The following is a 24333-nucleotide window of genomic DNA, read 5'->3' as shown; positions in this document are numbered from 1 at the left end:
GGGTCGGTCGCCTCACGGGCACCTAGATCAGCAACGTGGTCACGTCGTCGGCCTCGGCGCGGCGCTGCTCCACCAGGCGGGCCAAGGCGCGCGGCGTGGGGTGGTCCAGGACGTCCCGGAGGGTGAGCGGCACCCCATGCGCCCGCAGCACCTCCCCGGCCAGCGCTTCGGCCGCCGCGGTGTCGCCGCCGACGGCCGCGAAGTGGGTGGTCGCCCCGATCCGACCGGCCCCGACCTGACCTGCCCCGATCCGACCGGCCCCGACCTGACCTGCCCCGACCTGACCGGCACCGAGCGCGGCACCGGTGTGGCCCGCGCCGGTCTGGCCGGCACCGGGCAGCGCGGCGAACCGCTCGACCAGCCACGTCTCCAGCGGACCGACCGGCGCCACCACGCCGGTCGGCTCCGCGTCGGGCAGCGGGCGGGCGGCGAGTTCGGCCCGGTCCGCCTTGCCCGAGGGGTTGCGGGGCAGCCGGTCGAGCAGCACGACCGTCGACGGCACCAGGTGCGCCGGCAGCCGGTCCGCGGCCCACGCCGTCAGCTCCGCCGGCTCCGGGCCCGGACCGGCCCCGGCGACGAAGGCGACCAGCCGGGCCCTGGGCGTGCCCGCCTCCCGGGGCACCACGCAGACCTCGGCGATCCACGGGTGCTCGTCGAACACCCGCTCGACCTCCTCGGGCTCGACCCGGAACCCGCGCACCTTGCACTGGTCGTCCAGCCGGCCCAGGTGCACCAGCGGGCCGTCCGGCTCCCGGCGCACCCGGTCGCCCGTGCGGTACATGACCCCGCCGCCGAACGGGTCGGCCACGAACCGCCGCGCGGTGAGGCCGGGCTGGTCCAGGTAGCCGGCGGCGAGCTTGCGGCCCGCCAGGTGGAGTTCGCCGGGGAAGCCGTCCGGCACCGGGCGGCCCTCGGCGTCGAGCACGTACGCCGCCGTGCCCGGCAGCGGGTCGCCGATCGGCACCGGCCCGGTGCCGGTCAGCGGGACCAGGGCGGCGGTCGAGTACGTGGTGTCCTCGGTGGGGCCGTACAGGTTGTACAGCCGCACGGCGGGCGCGACCGCGCCGGTCCGGTCGACCAGGGTCCGCCGCAACGGCTCCCCGGCCAGGTTGAGCACCCGCAGCGACGCCGGGGGAGCGCGGTGTTCGAGGACTTCCTCCCACACCGAGGGCACGGTGTTGACCAGGGTGACGCCCTCGGCACCGGAGATCAGGTCGAGGGTGGTGCCGCCCAGCCGCAGGCCGCCGCCCAGCGACCAGGTCACGAAGATCTCGAAGACCGACAGGTCGAAGCAGACCGACGTGCCGGCGAACACCTGCCGCAGGTCCTCGGGCAGGTAGGTCCGCGCGGCCCAGTGCCGCAGCCAGTGCAGGCCCCCGTGCGGGACGACCACGCCCTTGGGCCTCCCGGTGGTCCCCGACGTGTAGATGACGTAGGCCGGGTCCTCGGGCCGGGGCACCGCCCGCGTCCACCGGTCGGGCCCCCCGACCAGATCGGCCACCGGGACGACCGTCGTGCGGTCGGACACCTCCGCCGGCACCGACGGCAGGTCGGTGATCAGCAGGTCGGGCGTCGAGTCGGCCAGGACGTGGCCGAGCCGGGCGGCCGGGTAGGCGGGGTCCAGCGGCACGTAGGCCGCGCCCGACAGCAGCACGCCGAGCAGCACCACGGGAAGCGTGTCGGTGCGGCGCATCAGGATCGCCACCCGGCTGCCGGCGCCGACGCCGCGTGCCGCCAGCGCGGCGCCGTACGCCTCGGCGCGCCGCCACAACGTCGAGTAGTCGACGTCCTGCCCGGTGCCGCCGTGGACCGCCGTCGAACCGGGCCGCTGCTCGACCTGCCGGGCGATGTGCTCGGTGATCGGTGCGAAGTCGCCGGCCCCGTCCCCGTCGTGGCGGGGTTCGACCCGGGCGAGCACCAGGTCGGCCACCGGCCGCCGGGGAGCGGCGAGGAACTGCCCGACCGCGGCCTCGACGGCGGCGGCCAGCGAGGCGATCTGCCCGTCGCCGTACCGCTCCCGGTCGAACTCCAGGACCACCTCGGCCGCGTCGCCCGCGGTCGAGACCGAGATCGACAGCGGGTACTTCGCGGCACCGGGTGACACCGGGCGCGGCTCGAACCGCTGCCCGCCGGCGTCGCTCGGCGGGTAGCTCGCGGTGCTGAACAGGACCTGGCTGATCGGCGGGTTGCGCCGGTCCGGGGTGACGCCCAGCCGGGCGGCCAGGTCCTCCAACGGGCAGGACTGGTGGGCGAGGTCCTCGGTGAGCCGGTCGAACAGCCCGCGCACCAGGTCGCCGAACGACTCCCGCCCGTCGACGGTCACCCGCAGCGGCACGGTGTTGGTCAGCAGGCCGACCACGGACCGGAACTCGCCGCGGTCGCGGTTGGCCACCGGCACCGCCACGACCTGGTCGGGCTCGCCGCTGAGCCGGGCCAGCACCACGCCGACCACCCCGAGCCAGAACGCGAACGGGCTCACCCCCTGCGCCCTGGCCAGCTCCGCCACCCCCGTGACCAGGTCGCCCGACAGCGGCAGCCGCACGACGCCGACACCACTGCCGTCCCCCTCGCCGGGCAGCGCGGTCACGCGTGGCGCGTCGGCCAGGCGGTGCGCGAAGTGGTCCAGCGCGGCGGCGACCTCGCGCGCGTACTCCGGCGAACGCTGCCGGCGCACCACGTCGGCGAACTCGTACCGCGGTGCGGCGGGCTCCTGTCCGAGGTAGCGCGCGGCCAGTTCGTCGAGCAGCGGCGCGAGCGAATGCCCGTCGAAGGCGATGTGGTGGATCGTCAGGACCAGGTGCCGGGCGCCGTCCGGCCCGGTGAGCAGTGCCGCGCGCAGCGGGATCTCGCGGTCGAGCGCGAAGACGTGACCGGCCTCGCGCGCGACGGCGTCGTCCACGTCCGACACCTCGATCCGCCGCGGCGACCAGTCGGCGACGTCGACCGGACGGGCCACCGGCCCGCCGTCGGCGTCCGCCACGACCGAGCGGAGCACCCGGTGCCGGCGGAGCAGGCCGGCGAGCGCGTCGGCCAGCCGGTCGACGGCCACCGACCCGGGCAGGGCGAAGCGCAGCGGGATGTTGTACGCGGCGGACGGGGCCACCTGGTGCAGGAACCACAGGCGCTGCTGCTCCCGGCTCAGCGGGAGCGGACCGTCGGCGGGCCCGGCGGGCTCCAGCGCGACGGTCCGGCCCGCCCCGGTCCGAGTTTCGGCCAGCGCCTCGGTCAGCGCCGCGGCGAGGTCGGCGAGTACCGGCGTGGCGAGGACGGTCGCCACCGGCAGCCGGGCCCCGGTCCGCTCCTCGATCAGCGCCTGCACCGACATCGCCAGCAGCGAGTTGCCGCCGAGCTGGAGGAAGTGGGCGTCCGGCCGGTCGACCGCGTCACCCAGCAGCTCCGACCAGATCCCGGCCAGCGCCCGCTCGTCCGGGGTGAGCGGGCGGTCCGGCCGCCGGTCCCGCGGTTCGGCCGCGAGTTCGGCGAGCGCGCGCCGGTCGACCTTGCCGTTGGCGGTCAGCGGCAGGTGCTCGACCCGCACCAGCCGGTCGGGCAGTTGGAAGGCGGGCAGGCGCTCGCGCAACCACCGGGCCAGTTCCTCCCGCCGGCCGTCGTCCCGCGCCACGTCGCCGGTGACGACCCCGACCAGGGTCTGCCCCTGCCCGGCGGAGCCGACCAGCGCCGCCGCGTCCGCCACGCCGGGGTGCGCACGCAGGACCCGTTCCAGGCCCGCGAGCTCGACCCGGCGGCCGTTGACCTTCACCTGGCCATCGCGCCGCCCCAGGTAGTGCAGGCAGCCGTCCGGGTCGGCGTAGCCCAGGTCGCCGGTGCGGTAGGCGCGGACCCACCCGTCCCCGGTGTGCAGGTTGGTGAAACTCGGGTCGGCGTGGTCGCCGTGGTAGCCGCGGGCCACGCCGGCACCGGTGGCCACCAGCTCGCCCACGAAACCGGGCGGCAGCGGGGTGCGGTCGGTGCCCCACACCCGCACGTCGCCGCCCCGGACCGGCCGGCCGATCGGCACCGGCCGGTCGGCGGGCCAGTCGCGCGGGATCGGGAAGCAGCTGGTGAACGTGGTGTTCTCGGTCGGCCCGTAGCCGTTGACGACCCGCAGGCCGGCGTGCCGGCGGTGGACCCGGGCCACGTGCCGGGGCGACACCACGTCCCCGCCCACCAGCAGGGTCCGCAGTCCCGCGAAGCACTCCACGTCCAGGTCGACGAGCGTGTTGAACAGCGCCGAGGTCAGCCAGGCGGTGTTCACGCCGTGCTCGGTCACCGCCGCGCGCAGCCCGGCGGCGGTGAGGGGGCCCGCGGGGGAGACGGAGCTGCCGCCGTTGAGCAGCGGTCCCCACAGTTCCAGGGTGTAGGCGTCGAAGTCGGCGGGAGCCGCTTGGAGCATCACCAGGTCCTCGTCCAGCGGCGCGAAGTCCTGGTCGGTCACCAGCCGCACCACCCCCGCGTCGGTGCACACGATCGCCTTGGGCTCGCCCGTGGTGCCGGAGGTGAAGTTCACGTACGCCGCGCTGTCGGCGGTCCGCTCGACCACCTCGGGTGCGCGCCCGACCGGCTGGACGACGGGCACGGCCTCGACGCCGGGAGCCGGCGCGGCGTCGTCCGGCCCGGTGACGGCCGAGGTCACGTCCAATCGGGCGCACAGCTCGCGCAGCCGCCCGGCGGGCCACTCCCGGCCCAGCGGCACGTAACAGGCACCCGCCTTGATCACGCCCAGCACCGCGATGGCGCGGTCGATGCCGCCGCGCACGGCGAGCCCGACGAAATCGCCCGGCGCGACGCCACGGTCCTGGAGCGCGGCCGCCACCGCGTCGGACCGCTCGTCCACACTCCGGTAGTCCACCGCGTTGCCGCCTTCGCGCAGCGCGGTCCGGTGGCCGTGCGCGGCGACGGTGCTGTCCCAGCGGGTGCGCAGATCGGTGTACGTGAACGCTTGCGGCGCCACCTCGTGGTGGTCGATCGCGACGGCACCGATCGGGGTGTCCGGAGAGGCCGTCAACCGGTGGAGCAACTGCCGGAAGACCCGGTCCAGGGACTCCACCGCGTAGGGCGCGACCACGTCCGGGTCGAACTCCCACTGGAGCGAGAAGCCCTTGCCGCGCGGGGTGACCAGCAGCGAGACCGGGAACTTCACCCTGGCCGGGTGCAGCGGGACGCGCTCGACCCGGGTCGCCCCGAGGTCACTCCCGCCGATCCCGTGCTGCCAGACGATGACGAAGTGCTGCAACGGGTTGTGGGCGCGTCCGCCGTCCTCGTCCAGCGCCCGCAACAGCCGGTCCAGGTCGAGGTCCGGGTGGTCCATCGCCCACTGGTTCTCGGCGAACGCGGACGCGGCGAGCTGGGCGAAGGTCTGCTCCTCGGCCACGGTCAGGGCCAGGGGCAGCATGCTGACGAAGTAGCCCACCGCGCGCCGGTACCCGGGACGCCGGTTGGCGTACGGCGTGCTCACCGTGACGTCGGCGCGTCCGGTGAAACGGCCGAGCGCGACCGCGTAGGCAGCGAGCAGCACGGTGAACGGCGTGACGTCCTCGCGTTCGGCCATCCGCCACACCGCCTCGGCGGTGGCCGGGTCCACGTCGTCGCCGAACGCCGAGCGCGGGTCCGGCGCCCCGACCCGCTGGAGGCGCACCGGCAGGTCCGGCAGGTCGACGTCGGCGAGCCGGTCGACCCACTGGTCGGTGTCGGCGTCGGAGTCCGCCTCGGAATCCGCCTCGGCGGGGTGCCGCAGGTCGGGCTCCGGCAGGTCCTCGCCCAGGTAGTGGGCCCGCACGGCGTCCCAGATCAGGCCCATCGACCAGCCGTCGGCGAGCAGGTGCGGCACGGTCAGCTCCAGCACGTGGTGCTCCTCGGCGACCCGGTGCAGCCGGGCGACGAACACCTGCCCGCCGGCGAGGTCGAACTCCCGGCCGGCTTCCCGCCGGAAGCACTTGGCCAACTCGGCCTCGGCGGTCCGCGGGCGGTCCACCCGCCAGTGCGGGTCGAGGGCCGGGACCTGGCGGACCGTGCCGCCACCGGCCACGAACCGGGTGTGCAGCGCCGGGTTGTCGCGGTAGACCCGCTCGACCGCCTCGGCCAGCCGGTCGGCGTCGAGGGGGCCGCGCAGCGCGTAGGCGACGTGGATGTTGTAGGCGACGGCACCGCCGGGCAGCCGCCCGGCGTTCCACAGCAGTCGCTGCCCCCGTGACAGCGGCACACCCGCCGTGCCTCGGGACGACTCCGCCGTCGCGCTCGTGGACGACTCCGTCATGTCACACCCCGGCTTCCGGCGGCAGCGGTGTCCGCCCGGTGATCGCGTCGTACTCGTCGGAGAAGAAGAAGCGCGGCTCGCCGAACGCCGGCCGCAGCTGGTCGAACCAGGTGGCCGACGGGTCGTAGGCGGCGAAGAACGGCCGGTTCGCCCAGTCGGCCCGCCGTCCCTGCAGGAACCGGAGGACGAAGACGCGCTCGCCGCGGACCTCCGCGACGCCCTGCACCTCGACCTTGCCCGGCCCGCAGCTCATGCTCGGGCCCCGCGCCGTCCGCGCCAGCCCGCCGACCCGGCGGACCGCGTCCGCGTAGATCCGCGCGGCCCGCTCCAGCGGCACCTGGAAGTACTGGTCGGCCCCGGTGTCGCGCTCGACGAACATGTAGTACGGGACCATCCCCAGGTTGACCTGCCGCTCCCACAGCGTCGCCCAGACCTCGGCGTCGTCGTTGATGTGGGCCAGCAGCGGGGCCTGGGTGCGGATCACCGCACCCGTCGCGCGGATCCGCGCGACCGCTTCGGCGAACAGCGGCGACTCCATCTCGCGCCAGTGGTTGACGTGCGCCATCAGCGCCACGTGCCGCCCGCTGTCCACGATCCGCCGGAACAGCGCGAGCAGGTCGTCCGCGTCCTCGTCCAGCACGTAGCGGTGCGGCCAGAAGGTCAGCGACTTGGTGCCGATCCGCACGGTGCGCACGTGCGCCAGCCCCGGGTCGGCCAGCAGCGGCTCCAGGTACCCGGCCAGCCGGTGGGTGCGCATGACCATCGGGTCACCGCCCGTGACGAGCAGGTCCGAGACCTCCGGGTGCACCCGCAGGTAGGCCGCGAGCCCGGCGCTGTCCTTCGCGGAGAAGCGGTCCTCGGCACCGACGAACTGCGGCCACCGGAAGCAGAACGTGCAGTAGGAGTGGCACGTCTGGCCCGCCGACGGGAAGAACAGCACGGTGTTGGCGTACTTGTGCTGCACCCCGGGCAGCGGGTTCCCGTCCAGCTCCGGGACGTTGAGCGTCTGCTGCCCCGCGGGGTGCGGGTTCAGCCCGGCCCGCAGCGAGCGCGCGAGGCGCTCGGTCTCGGCGCGCGGGGCACCCGCCCGCAGGAGCGCGGCCATCGCCTCGAACGCCCGGGGCGCCAGCATGTCCCGGTGCGGGAAGGTGAGCCGGAAGACGGGATCCTCCAGCGGGGCGTCCCAGTCGATCAGCTCGCGCAGCACGAAGTCGTTGACGCGGAACGGCAAGACCTGGGACACCACCTCGATGTCGAAGCGCCGCTCCGCCGGCAGCCGGGCGAACAGCTCCGTCTGCCGCAAGCGGCTCAGCCCGTAGGCGGTGAACCGGCCGCTCTCGGCGACCGCCACGCCCAAGCCGTCCAGAAGCATCGCTCGTCCCCTCGGGAAGAGGCGGCCCGGGGGCCGCCGTGACTGCGGATGTCCGCAGGTGTCCGGCACAGGCGCGCGGTGCAGTGTGCCGGGAGTCGGATCGGGAGAACACCGGGCGACCCCGCTTGCGCGTGACCGCACGGACCGGTCACACCGGGCTGCGCGGCCGTGCCGCCCTGTCGGTCGGGCCGCGGACGAGTCCGCCGGACCCAATCAAGACGTGGCGGCGGTGCGGTCGCACGCCACGCCGCAGATGCGGTCCGACACCCCGGGCTGCCGGCGGGGGCGTCCGACCGCAGCGGGCCCGGCCGGGCAGGGCGGGCGACAGGTCGGTTCGGGTGGCCTGGGCATGGAAGCTCCGCGTAAGACGGGCACCGCGGCCCCGGGTGGGCACGGCACGTGGTGACCCGACCGCCGCGCAGGGGGCCGGGAACGAGGAGGAACGGCTACCAGGGCACGCCGGGACGGCGTCGACCGGACGCGTGGCAAGGCAGGTCCGACATGCGTGCGGGCTCCATCCTCGTGGACTACACGGACATCCGCGGCCGGTGTCCTGACTTCCCGGATCCGCGTGGCTCCCGGGCCGTGCCGACGGACCTCGTCGGCCGCGCCGGATCGTGCTCGCCGGTCGCAGTGGCGGGACCGCGCCGGACTCCCACCGGCTTCCCCGCACCGCGGTCCACCATAAGTTAGGACGTCCGACCGTGTCGACCGGAAGGAATCGTGAATCGAGGCTTTGCGAATAGGGATTTCGCATGCCTGCCACGCGGCACATCGAGGGGTCGCGGGACAAGCCCCACAAGGAGGGTTTCGGTGGCACGGAGACCGTCGCCACCTCCGGCTGTCGCGTCGCGACGGTGTTGTGCGACAGCGCTTGCGGCCTGGACGGGAACCGGCGCGGTCGCGATCGCCTGTCCGGCAACAGGTCACGCCCGCCGCTCGGTCGCCCTCCGTCGTGGTCGGACGGAGGCGTCGCGCCGCTTCCGGTGGTGGCCACCGAAACCCGGCGCACCCCGCGCCGTCGCCAACGTCACGGCCCGCAACGGCTAGCGCGGGCGGATCGCGGCCTCGATGTGGGCGAGGTGGACGGTGAGGACGTCTTCGAACACGGCGCGGCGGTCGACCCCGAGGGGGCGGATGTCGCGGCCGAAGTGGGCCAGCGCGGGGAAGCGCTCGGGGTCGGCGCCGAGCACCGAGACGCGGAACAGCTCCATGCCCTGGTCGTACTCCTCGGGGGTGAGGGTCCTGATGCCGGCGTCGGCGGAGATCAGGGCGGCGATGAGGACCGCGATCCGGTGGTAGTGCGCCGGGATCTCCTCGTCGGGCAGTCCTGACGCGCGCAGCGCCTGCAACACCTCTTCCAGCGCCATGCGGGAACCGGTGCCGCCGGAGGCGTAGCGCCCCCAGATCGTCGCGAGCTGCGGGTGCCGGCCGAAGGCCTCCCGCACGCGCAGGGCCAGGGTGATGACGCGCTGCTTCCAGTCGCCTTCGGGGCGGTAGCCGTCGATGGCGGCCAGCAGGACCCGGTCGGCGACCGCGCGCAGCAGTTCGGTCTTGCTGCGGAAGTGCCGGTAGAGGCTGGAGGAGTCGGTGCCGAGCACCGCGGCCAGCTTGCGCACGCTGAACGACTCGGCGTCGCCGGTGCTCAGCAGATCCGCCGCCGCGTCCAGGATCTCCTCGGTCGACCAGCGCCTTCGGCCCGTCATCCCACCCCTTCCACCGAGGCTCAGCCTAACCTATGCACTCGGTGTTGCACGCACCGCGTGCATAATGGCGGCGGGGGTCGCGAGCGGCCCGGCGGCAGTCGGCCGGCGGGCCGCTCACGCCCTGGTGAACCGGGTCTGCGGCCGACGTGCGGCGCACCCGGGGACTACGAGAGGACGGATGCCGTGAGGAAACCGCTGGACCCCGGGAAGCTGACCGAGGCCCTCGACGACGTCCACCGCGCCGGGATGCCGGGCCTGTTCGCCGAGGTGCGCGAAGGCGACCAGGTCTGGCGCGGCGCCGCCGGCGTCGCCGACCTCGGCACCGGCCGCCCGGTCACCGCCGACCTGCGGCACCGCGTCGGCAGCATCACCAAGACCTTCACCGCCGCCGCTGTGCTACACCAGGTGGAAAGCGGTCGGATCGGGCTCGACGCGCCGATCGGCCGCTACCTCCCGGAGCTGGTTCCCGGGCCGCGCGGTGACGCGGTCACGGTCCGGATGCTGATCAACCACACCAGCGGCTTCGCCGAGTACCTGCCCTACGCCTACCCCTCGCTCAAGCCGTTCCCGGCCCTGGCCGACACCACGCCGCACAGCCTGGACGACCACCGGCACACCCGGTTCGACCCCGTCGAGCTGATCGGGCTGGGAGTCGCCGCACCCGCCTTCGGCCCACCGGGTGGCACCCCGGGGCTGTACTCCAACACCAACTACCTGCTCTTGGGCCGGCTTCTGGAGCAGGTAACCGGTACCGCGGCGGAGGAGTGCATCACCCACAACGTCATCGAGCGCGCGGGGCTGCGGGACACCGGGTTCCCCGATGGACCGCGGTTCAGCGGGCCGCAGTCGCAGAGCTACGAGTCCTGGTTCGGCATGATCGATCCGCCGCGCGACTTCAGCGAGTTCGACATGTCCTACGTGGGAGTGGCGGCTTCACTGATCTCGACCGTCTCGGACCTCAACCGGTTCTACCGCCTGCTGTTCGCCGGGCAGATCGTCAGCCCGTCGTCGCTGGCGGAGATGCGGCGCACGGTCCGCGTCGTCTCCCAGGAGAGCAAGATCATCGACTACGGGCTGGGCCTGTACCCGGTGGAGGTCCCCGGCGGCACCGCCTGGGGACACGGCGGCACCGCCTGGGGTGCCGGAGCGCTGTCCCTGACCACCGCCGACGGCGAACGGCAGCTGTCGGTCGCGGTGAACATGCAGAGGTGGAACAGGCTCGACCCCACGGGCAGGCCCCAGCCCCACCCCATCGACGGAGCCCTCGCGGCCCTGTACGCCACGGCGATGTCCGGATGACCGCGCCCGCCAACGAAGGCAGGACAGCGATGACCACGACCGACGTCGCGCCGACGAGAGAACCGTCCCCACCCGTGCCGGACACCGATGACGCGGCGGGACAGTCCACGGCCGGGCTGCTGCGCCCGTACCGGTGGAGCTTCGCCGCCGTCGTCATCTCCCAGGTGATCGGTGCCGTCGCGGGCCTGGTGCCGCTGCTGGCGGTGGTCGAACTGGGGCGCGGCCTGCTGGCACCCGGCCCGATCGATCACGGCCACGTCTGGTTCGTCACGATCGCCGGTGCGGTCGGCCTGCTGGTCCGACTGCTGTTCACGGCCGCGTCGTCCGCGATCGGGCACCTCCTCGACGGCCGGGTGCAGCTGGCCCTGCGCCGGCACCTCGCCGCGCGGCTGGGGCGCGTGCCGATCGGCTGGTTCTCCCGGCGGCGGACCGGTGAGCTGGCCAAGGTGGTGGGCGAGGACGTCAGCGCCGTGCACCCGTTCATCGCCCACGCCCCCGGCGAGCTCGTCGCCGCGTTCGTGGTGCCCCTGTTCTCGCTGGTCTACCTGTTCACGATCGACTGGCGGCTGACGTTGATCACGCTGATCCCGGTGGTGCTGGCCCTGGCGCACATCCCGCTGATGACGACCCCGACCCGGCTGCGCGAGGAGCAGCGGTTCGACGCGGCCATGGGGCAGATCGCCGATTCCGTGGTCGAGTTCGTGCAGGGCATCTCGGTGGTCAAGGCGTTCGGTGGTTCCGGGCGCGCCCACCGCGGGTTCCGCACGGCCACCGACGCTTTCGTGGGCATCTACTCCCGTTTCGTGCGCGGCCTCTCGGTGATCGCCGCCGGGATGCAGCTCGTGCTGTCACCGCCGTTCGTGCTGCTGGTCATCCTGATCGGCGGCACCGCCCTGATCACGACCGGCGGCCTGCCCCCGGCCGACCTGCTGCCCTTCCTGCTGCTGGGACTGGGCCTGACCGCTCCGGTGACGGCCCTGATCGCCCACAGCTTCGACGACCTGCGGACCGCCAAGCGCGCGATCGGCCGGATCCGGGACGTGCTGGAGGTGGCACCGCTGCCGCAGCCCGCGCACCCGATCACGCCGCAGGGCCACCGGGTGGAACTGCGTGACGTCCACTTCGGCTACGAAGCCGGTCACGAGGTGCTGCGCGGGATCGACCTGGTGCTCGAACCGGGCACGGTCACCGCGGTCGTCGGGCCCTCGGGCAGCGGCAAGTCCACATTGGTCCGGTTGTTGCCACGCTTCTTCGACCCGACCCGGGGTTCGGTCACCCTCGGCGGCGTCGATCTGCGCGAGCTGGCCGGCCACGACCTCTACCGGCTGGTCTCCTTCGTCTTCCAGGACGTTCGACTGCTCCGCGCCTCGGTCGCGGACAACATCGCGCTTGCCGTGCCACACGCGGATTTCGGCGCCGTGGTCCGCGCGGCCCGGACGGCGAACATCCATGATCGAATCCTTCACCTGCCACGCGGTTACGACACGGTGCTCGGGCAGGAAGCCGGGCTGTCGGGTGGCGAGGCGCAGCGGATCGCGCTCGCCCGCGCCCTGCTCGCCGCCACACCCGTCCTGGTGCTGGACGAGGCGACCGCGTTCGCCGACCCGCAGACCGAGCAGGCGGTCCGGCGGGCGCTGGCGGCGCTGGCGGGCGAGCGCACCATCCTGGTCATCGCCCACCGCCCGGAGACGGTCGCCGACGCCGACACGGTCGTGGTGCTGGACAACGGGTCGATCGTCGAGCAGGGCAGGCCCGCCGACCTCTTGGCCGCGAACGGGAAGTTCGCCGCCTTCCTGAAATCCGAGGAGTACCGGTGATCCGCATGCTGCTGCACGTCCTGGGCCATGAGCACGCCCGGCCGGTGCGTCGCACCGTGGCCTTGATGACGACGACCGCCGTGGTCGAGGGTTTGTCCTACGCCCTGCTGGTCCCCGTGCTGGCAAACCTGTTCGGCGGCACCCCCGCGGACGCGCTGCCCTGGCTGGCCCTGTTCGGCGGCGCGGTCGTGATCTACGCGGTGTTGCGCTACGTCAGCGACCTGTTCGGCTTCCGCGCCGGGATCTCGCTGCTGCGCGGCATGTACCACCGACTCGGCGATCACCTGGCCCGGCTGCCCCTCGGCTGGTACAGCACCGGCCGGGTCGGGGAGGTGTCCGTGCTGGCCGGTCAGGGCGTGCTGGACACGGTGGGCGTGATCGCGCACCTGCTGGGGCCCTACCTCTCCGCCCTGGTCACCCCGGTGACGATCGTCGGCGTGATGCTCGCCTTCGACTGGCGGCTGGGACTGGCCGCGCTGGTCGCCGTGCCGCTCGTGGCGGTGATCCAGCTCCGGGCCGGCCGCTCGACGGCCGCCGGTGATGCCGACCGCCACGACCGGGACACCGAGGCGACCGGGCGGGTCGTCGAGTTCCTCCAGGCCCAGCCGGTCCTGCGCGCCGGCGGCCGCAGCGCCCAGCGCTTCGCGCTGCTCGACGACGCGCTGCGGGAACTCCAGCGCGCCTCCCGCCGTACCGTGTTGTCGGTGCTGCCCGGCATGATCGGCTTGACGCTCGTCGTGCAGGCGATGTTCACCGTGCTGCTGGTCCTGGGCGCCTACCTCGCGCTCGGCGGGGGCATCGGTGTCGCGGAGGTGCTGACGATCCTGGTGCTGGCCGCCCGCAGCGCCGATCCGGTCCTGTCGCTGGCCGACATCGGCGGCAAGCTCCGCGCCGCGCGGTCCGAACTGGCCAGGCTCGACGCGGTCCTGCGCACCGAGCCGCTGCCGGAAGCGCCGGAACCGGTCCAGCCCGCAGGGCACGGCTTGGCGGTGGAGTCCGTCACCTTCCGGCACGGCGACCGCACGGTGTTCCACGACCTGTCGTTGTCCGTGCCCGAAGGACAGCGGCTCGCCGTGGTCGGCCCCTCGGGCGCGGGCAAGACCACGCTGCTGCAGTTGCTCGCGCGCTTCCACGACGTGGACGCGGGCGCGGTGCGCGTAGGCGGCGTGGACGTGCGCGCCATCGACTCCGAGGGCTTGATGGGGCAGATCGCCATCGTCTTCCAGGACGTCTACCTCTTCGACGGCACGATCGAGGACAACGTCCGGCTGGGCCGCCCCGAGGCCACCGAGGCCGAGCTGCGCGCGGTGGCGAGCGCCGCGCGGCTGGACGAGGTGATCGAGCGGCTGCCCGGCGGGTGGGCGACCCACGTCGGCGAGGGCGGCACGCTGCTGTCGGGAGGTGAACGCCAGCGCGTCTCGATCGCGCGGGCGCTGCTGAAGGACGCGCCGATCGTGCTCCTGGACGAAGTGACCTCCGCACTGGACCCGGTGAACGAGAGAGCCGTCCACGAGGGCATCGAACGCCTGATGGTCGGCCGGACGGTCGTGCTGGTCGCCCATCGGATGCGGACGGTCCAACGCGCCGACCGCATCGCCTTCCTCGACGGCGGCCGGATCGTGGAGGAGGGACGGCACGACGAACTCCTCCGCCGCGGCGGCCGCTACGCCGACTTCTGGAATGCTTCCCTGACAACGTGAAGCGGGAGGGACAGGAATGCCGCATGGCGAGCAGGCGCAGGCGGCGCGGTGGACGGGGACGGCCACGGCAGCCCCCGGGCTGCTCGCCTTCACCGGCGCGATCGGGTCGGCCGAGCCGCACGCGCACGCCGCGGTGCAGGTCCTGCTGGTGCTCGACGGCGAGGTGGTGCTGACCGATCGGCACGGCCACCGGCTCCGGACCGGGGCCGCGATCATCCCGGCCGGTGCCCGGCACGAGCTGCGAGCCGCGCCCGGCACGCACGGCCTGCTGGCCTACCTCGATCCGGCCCACCCGGCCGCGCGCGCCGTCGCCGCCCGCATCGCCGCGGCCGGAGACCCGGCCGGCGTGAGCACCTGGCAGATCGCCGCCCGTCCGCTGACCACCGCCCGTCCGCTGACCGTCGCCACACCGACTCTGCCCGGAGTGCTGTCCTCGATCGGGCAGACCGCCGACACGAGCGGATTGCCCCTCGTGCTGTCCCGCGCGCTGGAGGCGGTCCCGCAGCTCATCGACGGACCGCTGCTGCTGGGCGAACTCGCCGCGCGGGTCGGGGTGTCGGCCGGCCGGCTGGGGCACCTGTTCGCCGAGCACCTGCGGCTGCCGTTCCCGGCCTGGCGGCGCTGGGCCCGCCTGCTGCACGCGATCGAGGCGGTGCGCGGCGGTGCCACGCTCACCGAGGCCGCGCACGGTGCCGGTTTCGCCGACAGCTCCCACCTGACCCGCGTCTGCCACGAGATGTTCGGCCTGGCCCCTTCCCGCCTGGTCCACCTGGTACGCCCCACCGCCTGACGTCGGCCCGCTCCAGCCCCGGCACGGCCGGCAGCGCGGCCCAGCGGATCCATCCAAGCCCGGAAGGGCCGTCGGCCACGAGGCTGATGCGCATGCTGAAACCTGTTGTCCGCTACGGCTACGTGCCGTTCATGCTGCTGGGGGTCAACGGCGCCGCCATCGCCCTGGTCGCCTCCGGTGCCTCGAAGCTGTGGCTGGTCGGCCTGCTGCTGACCGCCATCGGCTGCTCGTTCGCCGCCGAACGCGCCCTGCCGTACGAGGCGGCGTGGAACAGCCCGGACGGAGACGGCGGCCGTGACATCGCCCATGCCGGCGTCAACGAACTGCTCCTGCTCATCAGCGTGGGTGTCATCCCGGTGCTGGCCGCCACCGTCACCGTCGCCGATCTGTGGCCGCACTCCTGGCCGTTCGTCCCGCAGGTGCTGACGGCGGTCCTGGTCGCCGACCTGGGCATCACCCTGGTCCACTACGCCAGCCACAAGATCGGCCCGCTGTGGCGCTTCCACGCCGTCCACCACTCGGTCAAGCGCTTCTACGGCTTCAACGGCCTGATGAAGCACCCCCTGCACCAGACCCTGGAGATGGCCGCCGGCGTCGCCCCGCTGATCCTCGTCGGCCTGCCGGTCGACGTCGCCTCCGCGCTGGCCCTCGCCGTCGCCGTCCAGCTGCTGCTACAGCACTCCAACGCCGATTACCGCGTCGGCGCGGCGAAGTACGTGCTCGCGCTCAACGAGGGCCACCGCTTCCACCACCTGAAGTGGGCCGGCGTCGGCGACGTCAACTTCGGCCTGTTCACCCTGGTCTGGGACCACCTGCTCGGCACCTTCTCCCACGACCCGGCCCGGCGCTTCACCTCCGAGCACCTGGGCATGGCCGCCAAACCCGACTACCCCACCGCCTACCTGGCCCAGCTCGCCGAGCCCTTCCGCGCCTCCGGCGCCTGCCCGGCCGAACCCCCGGACACCCGCTCACCGTCCGGGAGCGGGCAGTGAGCTGATCCGCCCCCGCCACATCGTCTTCTGCCCGCCCTCGGTCGGGGCTACCGTGGGTGTCACGCCGCTGGCGGAGCGCGACCGTTGTCCGAGATTTCGGGCACTTCAGAGGTGGGGTTGATACCTGGTGGAACGACGCCTGTCGGTCGCGACGCACTGGGGCAGTTTCGTCGCCGTAGTCGATTCCGGCCGGTTGGTGCGGATCGAGCCGAGGCACGACGACCCCGCGCCATCGCCCATCGGCCCCGGGATGGTGACGGCCGCCGAGGACAGCGCTCGCGTGTTGCGCCCCGCGGTGCGCAAGGGCTGGCTCAACGGCGAGCCGCGCGTCCCCGGCGCGGCCCGAGGCGCGGACGCCTTCGTGGAGGTGAGTTGGGACCACGCGATCACGCTGGTGAGCGACGAGCTGCGGAGAGTTCGTGCACAGCACGGGGACAGCGCGGTGTTCGGCGGGTCCTACGGTTGGGCGAGTGCGGGCCGGTTCCACAACGCGCAGGCGCAGCTCCACCGGTTCCTGGCGTTGGACGGGGGATACACCGACTCCCGCAACACCTACAGCACCGCCGCGTTGGAGGTCATCCTCCCGCACGTGATCGGCGGTCATCCGTGGAGCTACCAGAGCCGGATGCCGATGTGGGACGAGATAGTCGACAACTGCGAGCTGGTGGTGGCGTTCGGCGGACTGGCCCTCAAGAACAGCCAGGTCAACCCCGGCGGGCTGGCCCGGCACCAGACGCGGGACCTGCAACGCCGGTGCCGTGCGGCCGGGGTCGGGTTCGTCAACCTCAGCCCGATCCGCAGCGACGTCGCCGACTTCCTCGACGCCGAGTGGCTGCCCGTCGTCCCCAACACCGACACCGCCGCGATGCTCGGCATCGCGCACACGATGCTGGTCAACGGGTGGCACGACGAGGACTTCCTCCGCCGGTGCTGCGTCGGGTTCGACCGCTTCGCCGCCTACCTGGTCGGCGAGCTCGACGGCATCCCGAAGGACGCCGCCTGGGCGGCGGGGATCACGGGCATCGGTCGCGACGCGATCACCGACCTCGCCCGCCGCCTCACGTCCCGGCGCTCCCTCATCATGGTCAACTACGCGGTGCAGCGGGCGGACCACGGCGAACAACCGATCTGGATGTCGGTCGTGCTGGCCGCGATGGCGGGCTCGATGGGCCGGCCCGGCGGCGGCTGGGGCGCGGGTTACGCGACCATGGACGCGACGGGCGTCGCCCGGGACCGCGCCTTCGTGGCGACTGTCCCGGAGGTGCCCAACCCGGTCCCGGACTTCATCCCCGTCGCGCGGATCGCCGACACGCTGCTGCACCCGGGCGAGGTCATCGACTACGACGGCCGGCGGCTCACGCTGCCCGAACTCCGCCTGATCTACTGGTGCGGGGGCAACCCGTTCCACCACCACCAGGACCTCCACCGGTTGGCCCGCGCCTGGCAGGTCCCGGACACGGTGGTGGTCCACGAAGCCTGGTGGAACACGACGGCGAAGTTCGCCGACATCGTCCTGCCCGTCGCCACCGGCCTGGAGCGCGACGACTTCGCCGCCGGGTTCTCCGACCCCCACCTCGTGGCGATGCCGAAGGTCCGCGAGCCGGCGGGCGAGTCCCGCACCGACCACCACATCTTCGCGGCCCTGGCCGCCCGCCTCGGGTTCGAGCGGGAGTTCACGCAGTCGCGCTCGGAGATCGACTGGGTGCGGCACCTCTACGAGCAGACGAGGGCCAAGCTCGGCACCGCCGCCCTGCCCGACTTCGACGACTTCTGGGCGAGTTCCACCGCCGAGCTGCCGCCGTCGACCGGACCGCATGCCGGCAGCTTCGAAGACCTCCGCTCGGACCCGAGGCAGTTCCCGCTCGCGACGCCGTCGGGCCGGATCGAGATCTTCTCCGAAAAGATCGACTCGTTCGGCTACGACGACTGCGCCGGCCACCCGAAGTGGTTCGAACCGGCGGAGTGGCTGCGCGCCGACCTGTCGGACCGGTTCCCGCTGCACCTCATCTCGAACCAGCCCGCCACCCGCCTGCACAGCCAGTACGACAACGGCGGCCACAGCCTCGGTTCGAAGGTCCGTGGTCGTGAGCCGGTGACCATCAACTCGTCGGACGCCGCGTCGCGCGGCATCGCGGACGGCATGATCGTGCGCGTCTTCAACGACCGAGGTGGCTGTCTCGCGGGCGCGGTCCTGTCGGACGACCTCATGCCGGGCGTCGTGCAACTGTCCACGGGAGCGTGGTGGGACCCGGTCGAGCCCGGTTCGAGCGGAACGCTGGACCGCCACGGCAACCCGAACGTCCTCACGGCGGATCGGCCGTGCTCGCGCCTGTCCCAAGGACCGAGTGCCCTCAGCGCGCTGGTCGATGTCGAGCGCTACGAAGGCACCCTTCCCGACGTGCTCGCCTTCGCACCACCGAAGCTCGTGCCGCCCAGCTGACGTGCACCGCCACGTGGACGGCGTCGGCACCACCCGAACGACTGATCCAGTCCCCCTCTTGGCGGCACCGCTGGACACCACGTGTCGGTTGACTACCTGGCGTGGCCGTGACTGGAGTTCGAGATCTCAAGTATCGCCAGTGGTTCAGGGGCGCGGACGTCGACGGCGACGGGGTGATCACCCGCCAGGACGTCCGGTTGATGGGCGAGCGCTACATCGCGGCCCGTGGTGCCGCGTCGGGGTCCGCGACCGCCCACCGGCTGACCGAAGGGCTGGACGCCTTCTGGGCCAGCGTGATCGAGCCGATGGACTCCGACGGTGACGGGAAGGTCGACCTGCGCGAGATGACCGAGGGGTTCCAGCGGGCGCTGGCCGATCCCGCCCGGTACCCGCAGCAGGTCGGGCCGGTGGCCGACTGCTACTTCGACCTGATCGACCTCGACGGCGACAACAGGGTCGACCAGGCGGAGTTCGGGGAGATCTTCGGCCTGGCGGGCAACGTGTCCCTTGAGGACTCCGCCGCGGTCTTCGAAGCGCTGGACCAGGACGGCTCCGGCGGGCTGGACCGCGCCGAGTTCCACCGGGCGCTCGCCGAGTTCTTCTACGGCGACGACCCGGACGCCCCCGCCACCCACCTGTTCGGCAGGATCCCCGGCTGACCGCCAAGGCCGCGACGCTCGGTCAGGGGCGCACGGTTGCGGACGTACGGTCAGGGACGCACGGTCAGGGGCGCACGGTCGGGGGGAAGCCCGTCCAGCGGAGGTCGGGGCGGAGGTGGCCCATGTCGTTGACCATGGCGATGGCGGGCGGGATGCCGGGTCGGTACTCGATGACCGTGAGCGCGGTGTTGGCGCTGTTGAGGCTGAGCCACCGCACGGGCGGCGCGTCGAGGGCGTCGCGGATGAGCCAGGCGATGGGGTAGGCGTGCGTGATGAGCACCTCGTGCACGTCCGTGCCGCCTTCGGGCGCGGTGGCGAACCTCGCGGTGAGCGCTTGGGCGATCTTGTTCCCGGCGGTGGCCTCCTCGGGTTCGTAGCCGTCGAAGAACGGTATCCACGGTCGGGGCGTCTCTTCGACGGGCGGCACGTAGGGCACGTGGTCGATGAGTTCCGGGGCCTCGGCCACGGGTGTGTTTCCGTTGAGGAAGATGGTGAGCTGCTGCGCACTGTCGGCGGCTCGCGGCAGTGGTGAGTGCCAGACGGCGGTGATGGGCAGGTGCGCCAAGCGCTTGCCCAGCAGCCTGGCCTGTTCTCGGCCGGTGTCGGTGAGGTTGCCGAAAGCGTCGGCGTCGCCGTGTCTGGCGATGTAGAGGTACCTGGTTGCCATAGGACACATCGGGAGTGCGCACGGCGAGTACGACTCCCGGTCTCCTTCCTCGGGGTGGCGGTCGGGGTCAGAGGACGGTCACGGTTCCGGCTGTTCCGTCGAGGGCGATCCGGTCACCGTTCCGGATGCGGGTCGTGGCGTCCGCGACGCGGAGCACGGCGGGGATTCCGTACTCCCGGGCGACGATCGCGGCATGCGATAGCGAACCGCCCGTCTCGGTCACGACACCGGAGGCGATGGTGAACAGCGGCGTCCACGCCGGGTCGGTGTACCGGCAGACCACCACCTCGCCGGAGCGGACGGTCTGGAAGTCCGACGGGCCGCGCACGATGCGCGCGGTCGCGGTGACGACCCCGTGGGAACCGGGCGTTCCTCGCAACGCCGACGAGGGCATGACCGCATCGGAACGGGGGATCGCAGGCAGTGAGGCTGTGATCGGCCGCGATTGCACGATCCACACCTTGTCGCCCGCGACGGCCCATTCGATGTCCTGCGGCCCGTCGAGCACGGCGGCGATCCGGCTTCCCAACCCCGCGAGGAGCGTCGTCGTGTCGTCGTCCAGGGTTCGCGCGGCCTGTTGTCCCTCTGCGACAACGCTTGTGACGACGCCGGAGCGCTCGTGACCCAGGTCGACGCGGGTCTCCTTCCCGCCGATCGTGCACGCGATGGACCCGTCCGGTGCGACCTCGTAGGTGTCGGGGGTGACGATTCCGCTCACGACGGTGACCCCCAGGCCCCAGGACGCTTCGATGCGAGTGGAACCCCCGGGCTGCTCGGGCGTGAACATGACGCCTGACACGTCGGCCTCGATCACGCGCTGCACGAGAACCGCCATGTGCACAGCCGAGGTACTGCCGCCGGTCTGGTCCCGGTAGGCGGCCACTCGCGTGGCGCGGGCAGACGCCCGGCAGACCGCGATCGCCTCGCACACGTCGTCGGGTCCTCGAACGCCGATGACGCTCTCGTACTGGCCCGCCGCAGAAGCGTGCGCCGTGTCCTCGTTCGCCGCAGACGAGCGCACTGCCACCACGGGATCGCCCAGCCGTCCGAGTTCACGGGCGACTGCCGCGCGGAGCGCCTGCCCGGCGTCGGAGCCGGTGCGCTGTTCGCCGGCGGGGACCACGAAGCCATCGGGCACCGGCAGGCCGCCGCGCAGCAGCACGCCGAGCGTTGCCGCCTTGCCGCCGCAGGTCGAGCGAGTCGCGTCGGACAGTCTCGTCAGCATCACACGTCCGCTCATCAACAAAACATTGACAACATTCTGTTGAAGGTAGCAGAGTGGGTGGCATGGAGCGCAAGCACGATCTCGACCGAACCCGGAGCGCCGACCAGGCCCAGGGCCAACGCGAGCGCGACGCCCAGGACCGGCTCATGGAGCTGGGGGCCGACCGGTTGGAGCCACGCCCGTGGCGGCCCGGCCCCGTCCCCCCGACAGCGGTCGACCTCACGCAGTATGCGCTCTGGCGGTCGGCGGACCTCACCCGGGACGATCTCCTGAGTGCACTGGCGCTGCTCCCGGCGGCACGGGCGGAGGTCGAGGGCGTGGAGATCGGGCTGCTCTTCGCCGCCCGGAACGAGGGCCTGACCTGGACCCAGATCGCCGAGGCGATGGGTTTCCACTCCCCGCAGGCGTGCCAGCAGTACGTCACCCGACTCAGTGCCAGGCAGGACAAGCGGACATGACGAACCAGTCGACGCCGGAGCTTCTCATCCTGCACGCGGTGCGGCTCCTCGGCTTCGCGAAGAGCGCGGAGATCGCCGAACGCGCCCGGACCGGCCCGGACGAGGCGCTGCGCGTGCTGCGCGAGGCAGAACGCCAGAGCTGGGTGCAGCACGTCGAGTTCGCCGACCTCGGCGGCTGGTCGCTCACCGACTCGGGCAAGACCGAGAACGAGCGCCAACTCGCCGTCGAACGCGCCGGAGCCGACCCGGAGAACCAGATCGCAGCCACCTACCGCGACTTCATCCCCCTCAACGCCCGACTGCTCCGCGCAGTCACCGACTGGCAGATCAGGCCGACCGACAAAGACAGGTTCGCCCCCAACGACCATCGCGACACCGCGTGGGACGGGCGCATCCTGGCGGAACTCACCACGCTCGACGACGACCTGCGTCCGCTTGTCGCCCGCCTGGCCGGAGTGCTGGCGAGGTTCGGCAACTACGACACCCGCTTCGCGACGGCCCTGCAACGCGCACAGGGCGGACACCGCGACTGGGTCGACAAGACGAACATCGACTCCTGCCACCGCGTGTGGTTCCAACTCCACGAAGACCTCGTCGCCACCCTCGGCATCGACCGAGGCACCGAGAACCCCGCCGGTCCCTAGTGATGTAGACGACCCGCTACAGCCAATCGTCACTCCCACAAGGCCGAGCGGCCCTTTGCCGTCACCAAGGAGTGCCGCCGAGACCGGCCGGCCCGCTGTCGACCACGATCAGCTTTTCGACGGGCCAGCCGCGAGCGTAGGAGTCGAGGTCGGCGGTCAGCCACGACTCGCCCGGCCTCGCCCGGTGGAACCGGAACTTCCCGTTGGTGGTGTTCGCGCTGATGATGCAACGCACCGCCACCGGCTTGTCCAGCCGGTTCACCAGCCGGACCACTTCCAACGCGAAGCCGAGCCCGTGCCGGAGCATCAAGGCCTGGTCCTCCTCGGAGATCACCGGCTCGCCGTCCGCCGTCGACCCGATTGTGACCTGCACCGCGTCGTCGAGGTGGAAGCTGCTGACGAAGCACTCCCAGCCTGTCAGGTCCCCGAACCTGCCGGGGTTCGTCGGCCCAACCGGAGTATCCCGCGAACAGCAGGACCTCGCCGCGCCGGACGACGCCCGCACGGAGAAAATCGCGCAGCTCCGGCGCGAGCTCGGCCGGTGGTATGACAGCACTGGTCCCGAGCGCGCGGGCCGCGATGTCGTTCATGCGCACGGTCAACACGGCAGAGAGCGTCTCACCCCCCGGGCAACCAACATCCGTCCGCACCCCGTGGCTGGTCATCATGACCGCGTGGTGCCTGGCCAGGCCGCGCCCGCAGGTCTTGGACTCCAGCCTGCCCAACGCCTCGCCGACCGTGCCGTCGCGGCTGTCAGACGTCGGGTCTGCCAGGAACGCACACACCCAGGGCGTGGCGACCCGGCCCTGGAACGCCGGTTCACGACCTGGCCGGGCATCCTGCTCCCAGACCCGTTGTCGCCCGGCCGGTGCCCCGGTCCACCTCGGTAGGCGGCACCTGGAGCCGCTACGCCATGGGTGACCACGCCCGGTGACGCAGCTGCGGGTGGGCGGGCGGTCGGCCCCTGGTCGAGTGGTGTCGTCTCCTCGTACGGGTGGTGGCCGGCCGGCCTCCGTTCGGCTTCGCCGAGGGCGGGAAGTCTGCGGTAGCTGGAGACCTCTGTCGGGCAGTCGAAAGCGGGAGGTCGACGCAGTTCACGGAGGGCGTCGTGGGATGAGGATCGGGGACAGGCGTCGGTTGCGGCGCGATCCGCTGGAGTACGTCGAGGAGCTTCGCCGGCGCAGCGCCACTGGGGCGATCCCGCTGCCGGGGGGCGGGTGGTGCCTGGGCGACCCGGAGGCGGCGCACGCGCTGTTGCGTGGCCGGGAGTTCAACACGGGCAGGTCCGGGTTCTTCGGCGACCTGCTGCCGACGCGGGCGGCGCAGGTCGAGGTCGGCCATGCGGTGCGTGATGTCCTGCGGGCCCGCCTGCCGGACTACCGCGCCGAGTTGGCCTCGGCGGTGGCGGGGCTGCCGTCGGTCAGCCGGTGGCCTGAGACCGGCAACCGGCTGGTGTACCGCTGCCTGGCGGACCTGCTGCTGCACCCCGGCACCCCGGCCGAAGCGCGGAGTCGCGCCGACCGGGCCGCGCACGTGGGCGTGGTGTTCCGCTCGTCGCGGGTGTGGCGGCGGGCGCGGGCGGAGGTGGCGCGGGCCAGGGTGGTCGCGGCCCTGACCGAACAGGTGCGGCACCGTCGGCAACAGCGCGTCGACGCCCCGCGAGACGTGCTGGACGCCGTGCTGGAGGCGTGCCCCGACGACCTGGCCGACCGGTCGGTGGCCCAGGTGCACCTCACGATGTTCCGGGCCGTGGCGGCGCCGGTGGCCGCGTCACTGGCCTGGTCGGTGCTGCTGGCCTGCCTGCACCACACCCCCGGTTCCGCCTGGCCGTGGCCCGCCGACCAGATCGTCCGGGAAGCGATGCGGCACCGGCCGATACCCTGGATGCTCCGCCGCGCCGTCCCCGGCCCCGTCACCCTCGCGGGGACCGCTCTGCACGCCGGCGAGCTCGTCTCGGTCAGCCCGCACCTGCTCCACCACGACCCGCGCCGCTGGACCGACCCCGACGCGTTCCGACCCGACCGGTGGGCGCTACCCGGCGGGCACGGCACCTACCTCCCGTTCGGCGCGGGCCCCTTCGCCTGCCCCGGCGCCTCGGTGGCGCAGACGATGGTCACCGAAGCGCTGACCGCACTGGCCGGGGGTGCCCGGCTGTCGGTCACCGGAGGCGACCCGCGTGCGGTCATGTCCGAGGGCATCGTCCCCCGGCCCTTCACCCTGCACCGCACCCGGGCCGAACGAGCACCAGGACACCGGGAGGAGGTGAGCGGTCATGGCCGCGATGCTGCGACGCGTCTTTAACACCAAGCCG

Annotated in this window: 16 protein-coding genes and 1 riboswitch; of the genes, 10 read left to right on the top strand and 6 right to left on the bottom strand. The window is 72.9% G+C overall.

Going from position 1 to position 24333, the window contains the following annotated elements:
- Positions 1-22: 22 nt before the first annotated feature.
- The 3 genes from BN6_RS24835 to BN6_RS24825 form a co-directional block, all read right to left on the bottom strand.
- On the bottom strand, positions 23-6253 hold the full coding sequence (locus tag BN6_RS24835; RefSeq protein ID WP_015102510.1) for a non-ribosomal peptide synthetase: 6231 nt from the start codon (positions 6251-6253) through the stop codon (positions 23-25).
- 1 nt (position 6254) lies between these two features.
- Entirely contained in the window at positions 6255-7625 is a 1371-nt protein-coding gene (locus tag BN6_RS24830) for a KamA family radical SAM protein (RefSeq protein WP_015102509.1), read from the bottom strand.
- 526 nt (positions 7626-8151) lie between these two features.
- Positions 8152-8317: riboswitch (cobalamin riboswitch) on the bottom strand.
- Between the two features lie 354 nt (positions 8318-8671).
- On the bottom strand, positions 8672-9331 hold the full coding sequence (locus BN6_RS24825; RefSeq protein WP_015102508.1) for a TetR/AcrR family transcriptional regulator: 660 nt from the start codon (positions 9329-9331) through the stop codon (positions 8672-8674).
- A gap of 183 nt (positions 9332-9514) precedes the next feature.
- On the opposite strand from BN6_RS24825, the gene BN6_RS24820 reads away from it, so the two are divergent.
- The 7 genes from BN6_RS24820 (at position 9515) to BN6_RS24790 (ending at position 19028) form a co-directional block, all read left to right on the top strand.
- Complete coding sequence (locus tag BN6_RS24820) at positions 9515-10630, top strand: serine hydrolase domain-containing protein (protein WP_015102507.1); 1116 nt, start codon at positions 9515-9517, stop codon at positions 10628-10630.
- A 29-nt stretch (positions 10631-10659) separates the two neighbouring features.
- Positions 10660-12447: an ABC transporter ATP-binding protein gene (locus BN6_RS24815; protein ID WP_015102506.1), complete on the top strand. Its 1788-nt coding sequence runs from the start codon at positions 10660-10662 to the stop codon at positions 12445-12447.
- A gap of 5 nt (positions 12448-12452) precedes the next feature.
- Positions 12453-14147, top strand: a complete 1695-nt coding sequence (locus BN6_RS24810; RefSeq protein WP_231905428.1) for an ABC transporter ATP-binding protein — start codon at positions 12453-12455, stop codon at positions 14145-14147.
- A 16-nt stretch (positions 14148-14163) separates the two neighbouring features.
- The gene (locus BN6_RS24805; RefSeq protein ID WP_015102504.1) at positions 14164-14937 is read left to right on the top strand and encodes an AraC family transcriptional regulator; all 774 of its coding nucleotides are present in this window, start codon (positions 14164-14166) and stop codon (positions 14935-14937) included.
- Positions 14938-15029: 92 nt separating this feature from the next.
- Entirely contained in the window at positions 15030-15929 is a 900-nt protein-coding gene (locus BN6_RS24800) for a sterol desaturase family protein (protein ID WP_015102503.1), read from the top strand.
- A 127-nt stretch (positions 15930-16056) separates the two neighbouring features.
- Positions 16057-18369 carry a molybdopterin-dependent oxidoreductase gene (locus tag BN6_RS24795; RefSeq protein WP_015102502.1) on the top strand — a complete coding sequence of 771 codons (2313 nt, stop codon included), beginning with the start codon at positions 16057-16059 and terminating at the stop codon, positions 18367-18369.
- A 101-nt stretch (positions 18370-18470) separates the two neighbouring features.
- Positions 18471-19028, top strand: a complete 558-nt coding sequence (locus BN6_RS24790; protein ID WP_197540184.1) for an EF-hand domain-containing protein — start codon at positions 18471-18473, stop codon at positions 19026-19028.
- Positions 19029-19092: 64 nt separating this feature from the next.
- Here the strand turns inward: BN6_RS24790 and BN6_RS24785 are convergent, their stop codons facing one another.
- Positions 19093-19695 (bottom strand): histidine phosphatase family protein, encoded by a 603-nt coding sequence (locus BN6_RS24785; RefSeq protein ID WP_015102500.1) that lies wholly within the window; start codon positions 19693-19695, stop codon positions 19093-19095.
- Positions 19696-19762: 67 nt separating this feature from the next.
- Entirely contained in the window at positions 19763-20935 is a 1173-nt protein-coding gene (locus tag BN6_RS24780; protein WP_197540183.1) for a PEP/pyruvate-binding domain-containing protein, read from the bottom strand.
- Between the two features lie 47 nt (positions 20936-20982).
- Between BN6_RS24780 and BN6_RS24775 the strand changes: the two genes are divergently transcribed.
- Positions 20983-21378, top strand: coding sequence for a hypothetical protein (locus BN6_RS24775; RefSeq protein ID WP_015102498.1), 396 nt, complete (start codon positions 20983-20985; stop codon positions 21376-21378).
- Positions 21375-22022: a hypothetical protein gene (locus tag BN6_RS24770; protein WP_015102497.1), complete on the top strand. Its 648-nt coding sequence runs from the start codon at positions 21375-21377 to the stop codon at positions 22020-22022. The genes BN6_RS24775 and BN6_RS24770 overlap by 4 nt, the downstream gene beginning before the upstream one ends.
- A gap of 61 nt (positions 22023-22083) precedes the next feature.
- On the opposite strand, the gene BN6_RS45945 is transcribed toward BN6_RS24770, so the two are convergent.
- Positions 22084-22395, bottom strand: a complete 312-nt coding sequence (locus tag BN6_RS45945) for a hypothetical protein (RefSeq protein ID WP_148303000.1) — start codon at positions 22393-22395, stop codon at positions 22084-22086.
- Between the two features lie 740 nt (positions 22396-23135).
- Here BN6_RS45945 and BN6_RS24760 point away from each other — a divergent pair.
- Complete coding sequence (locus BN6_RS24760; protein ID WP_015102495.1) at positions 23136-24323, top strand: cytochrome P450; 1188 nt, start codon at positions 23136-23138, stop codon at positions 24321-24323.
- Positions 24324-24333 lie beyond the last annotated feature (10 nt).

This window comes from Saccharothrix espanaensis DSM 44229, from assembly GCF_000328705.1.
GTDB lineage: Bacteria > Actinomycetota > Actinomycetes > Mycobacteriales > Pseudonocardiaceae > Actinosynnema > Actinosynnema espanaense.
The sequence above is the reverse complement of the archived record's forward strand: the minus strand, read 5'-3'. Positions and strand labels throughout refer to the sequence as shown.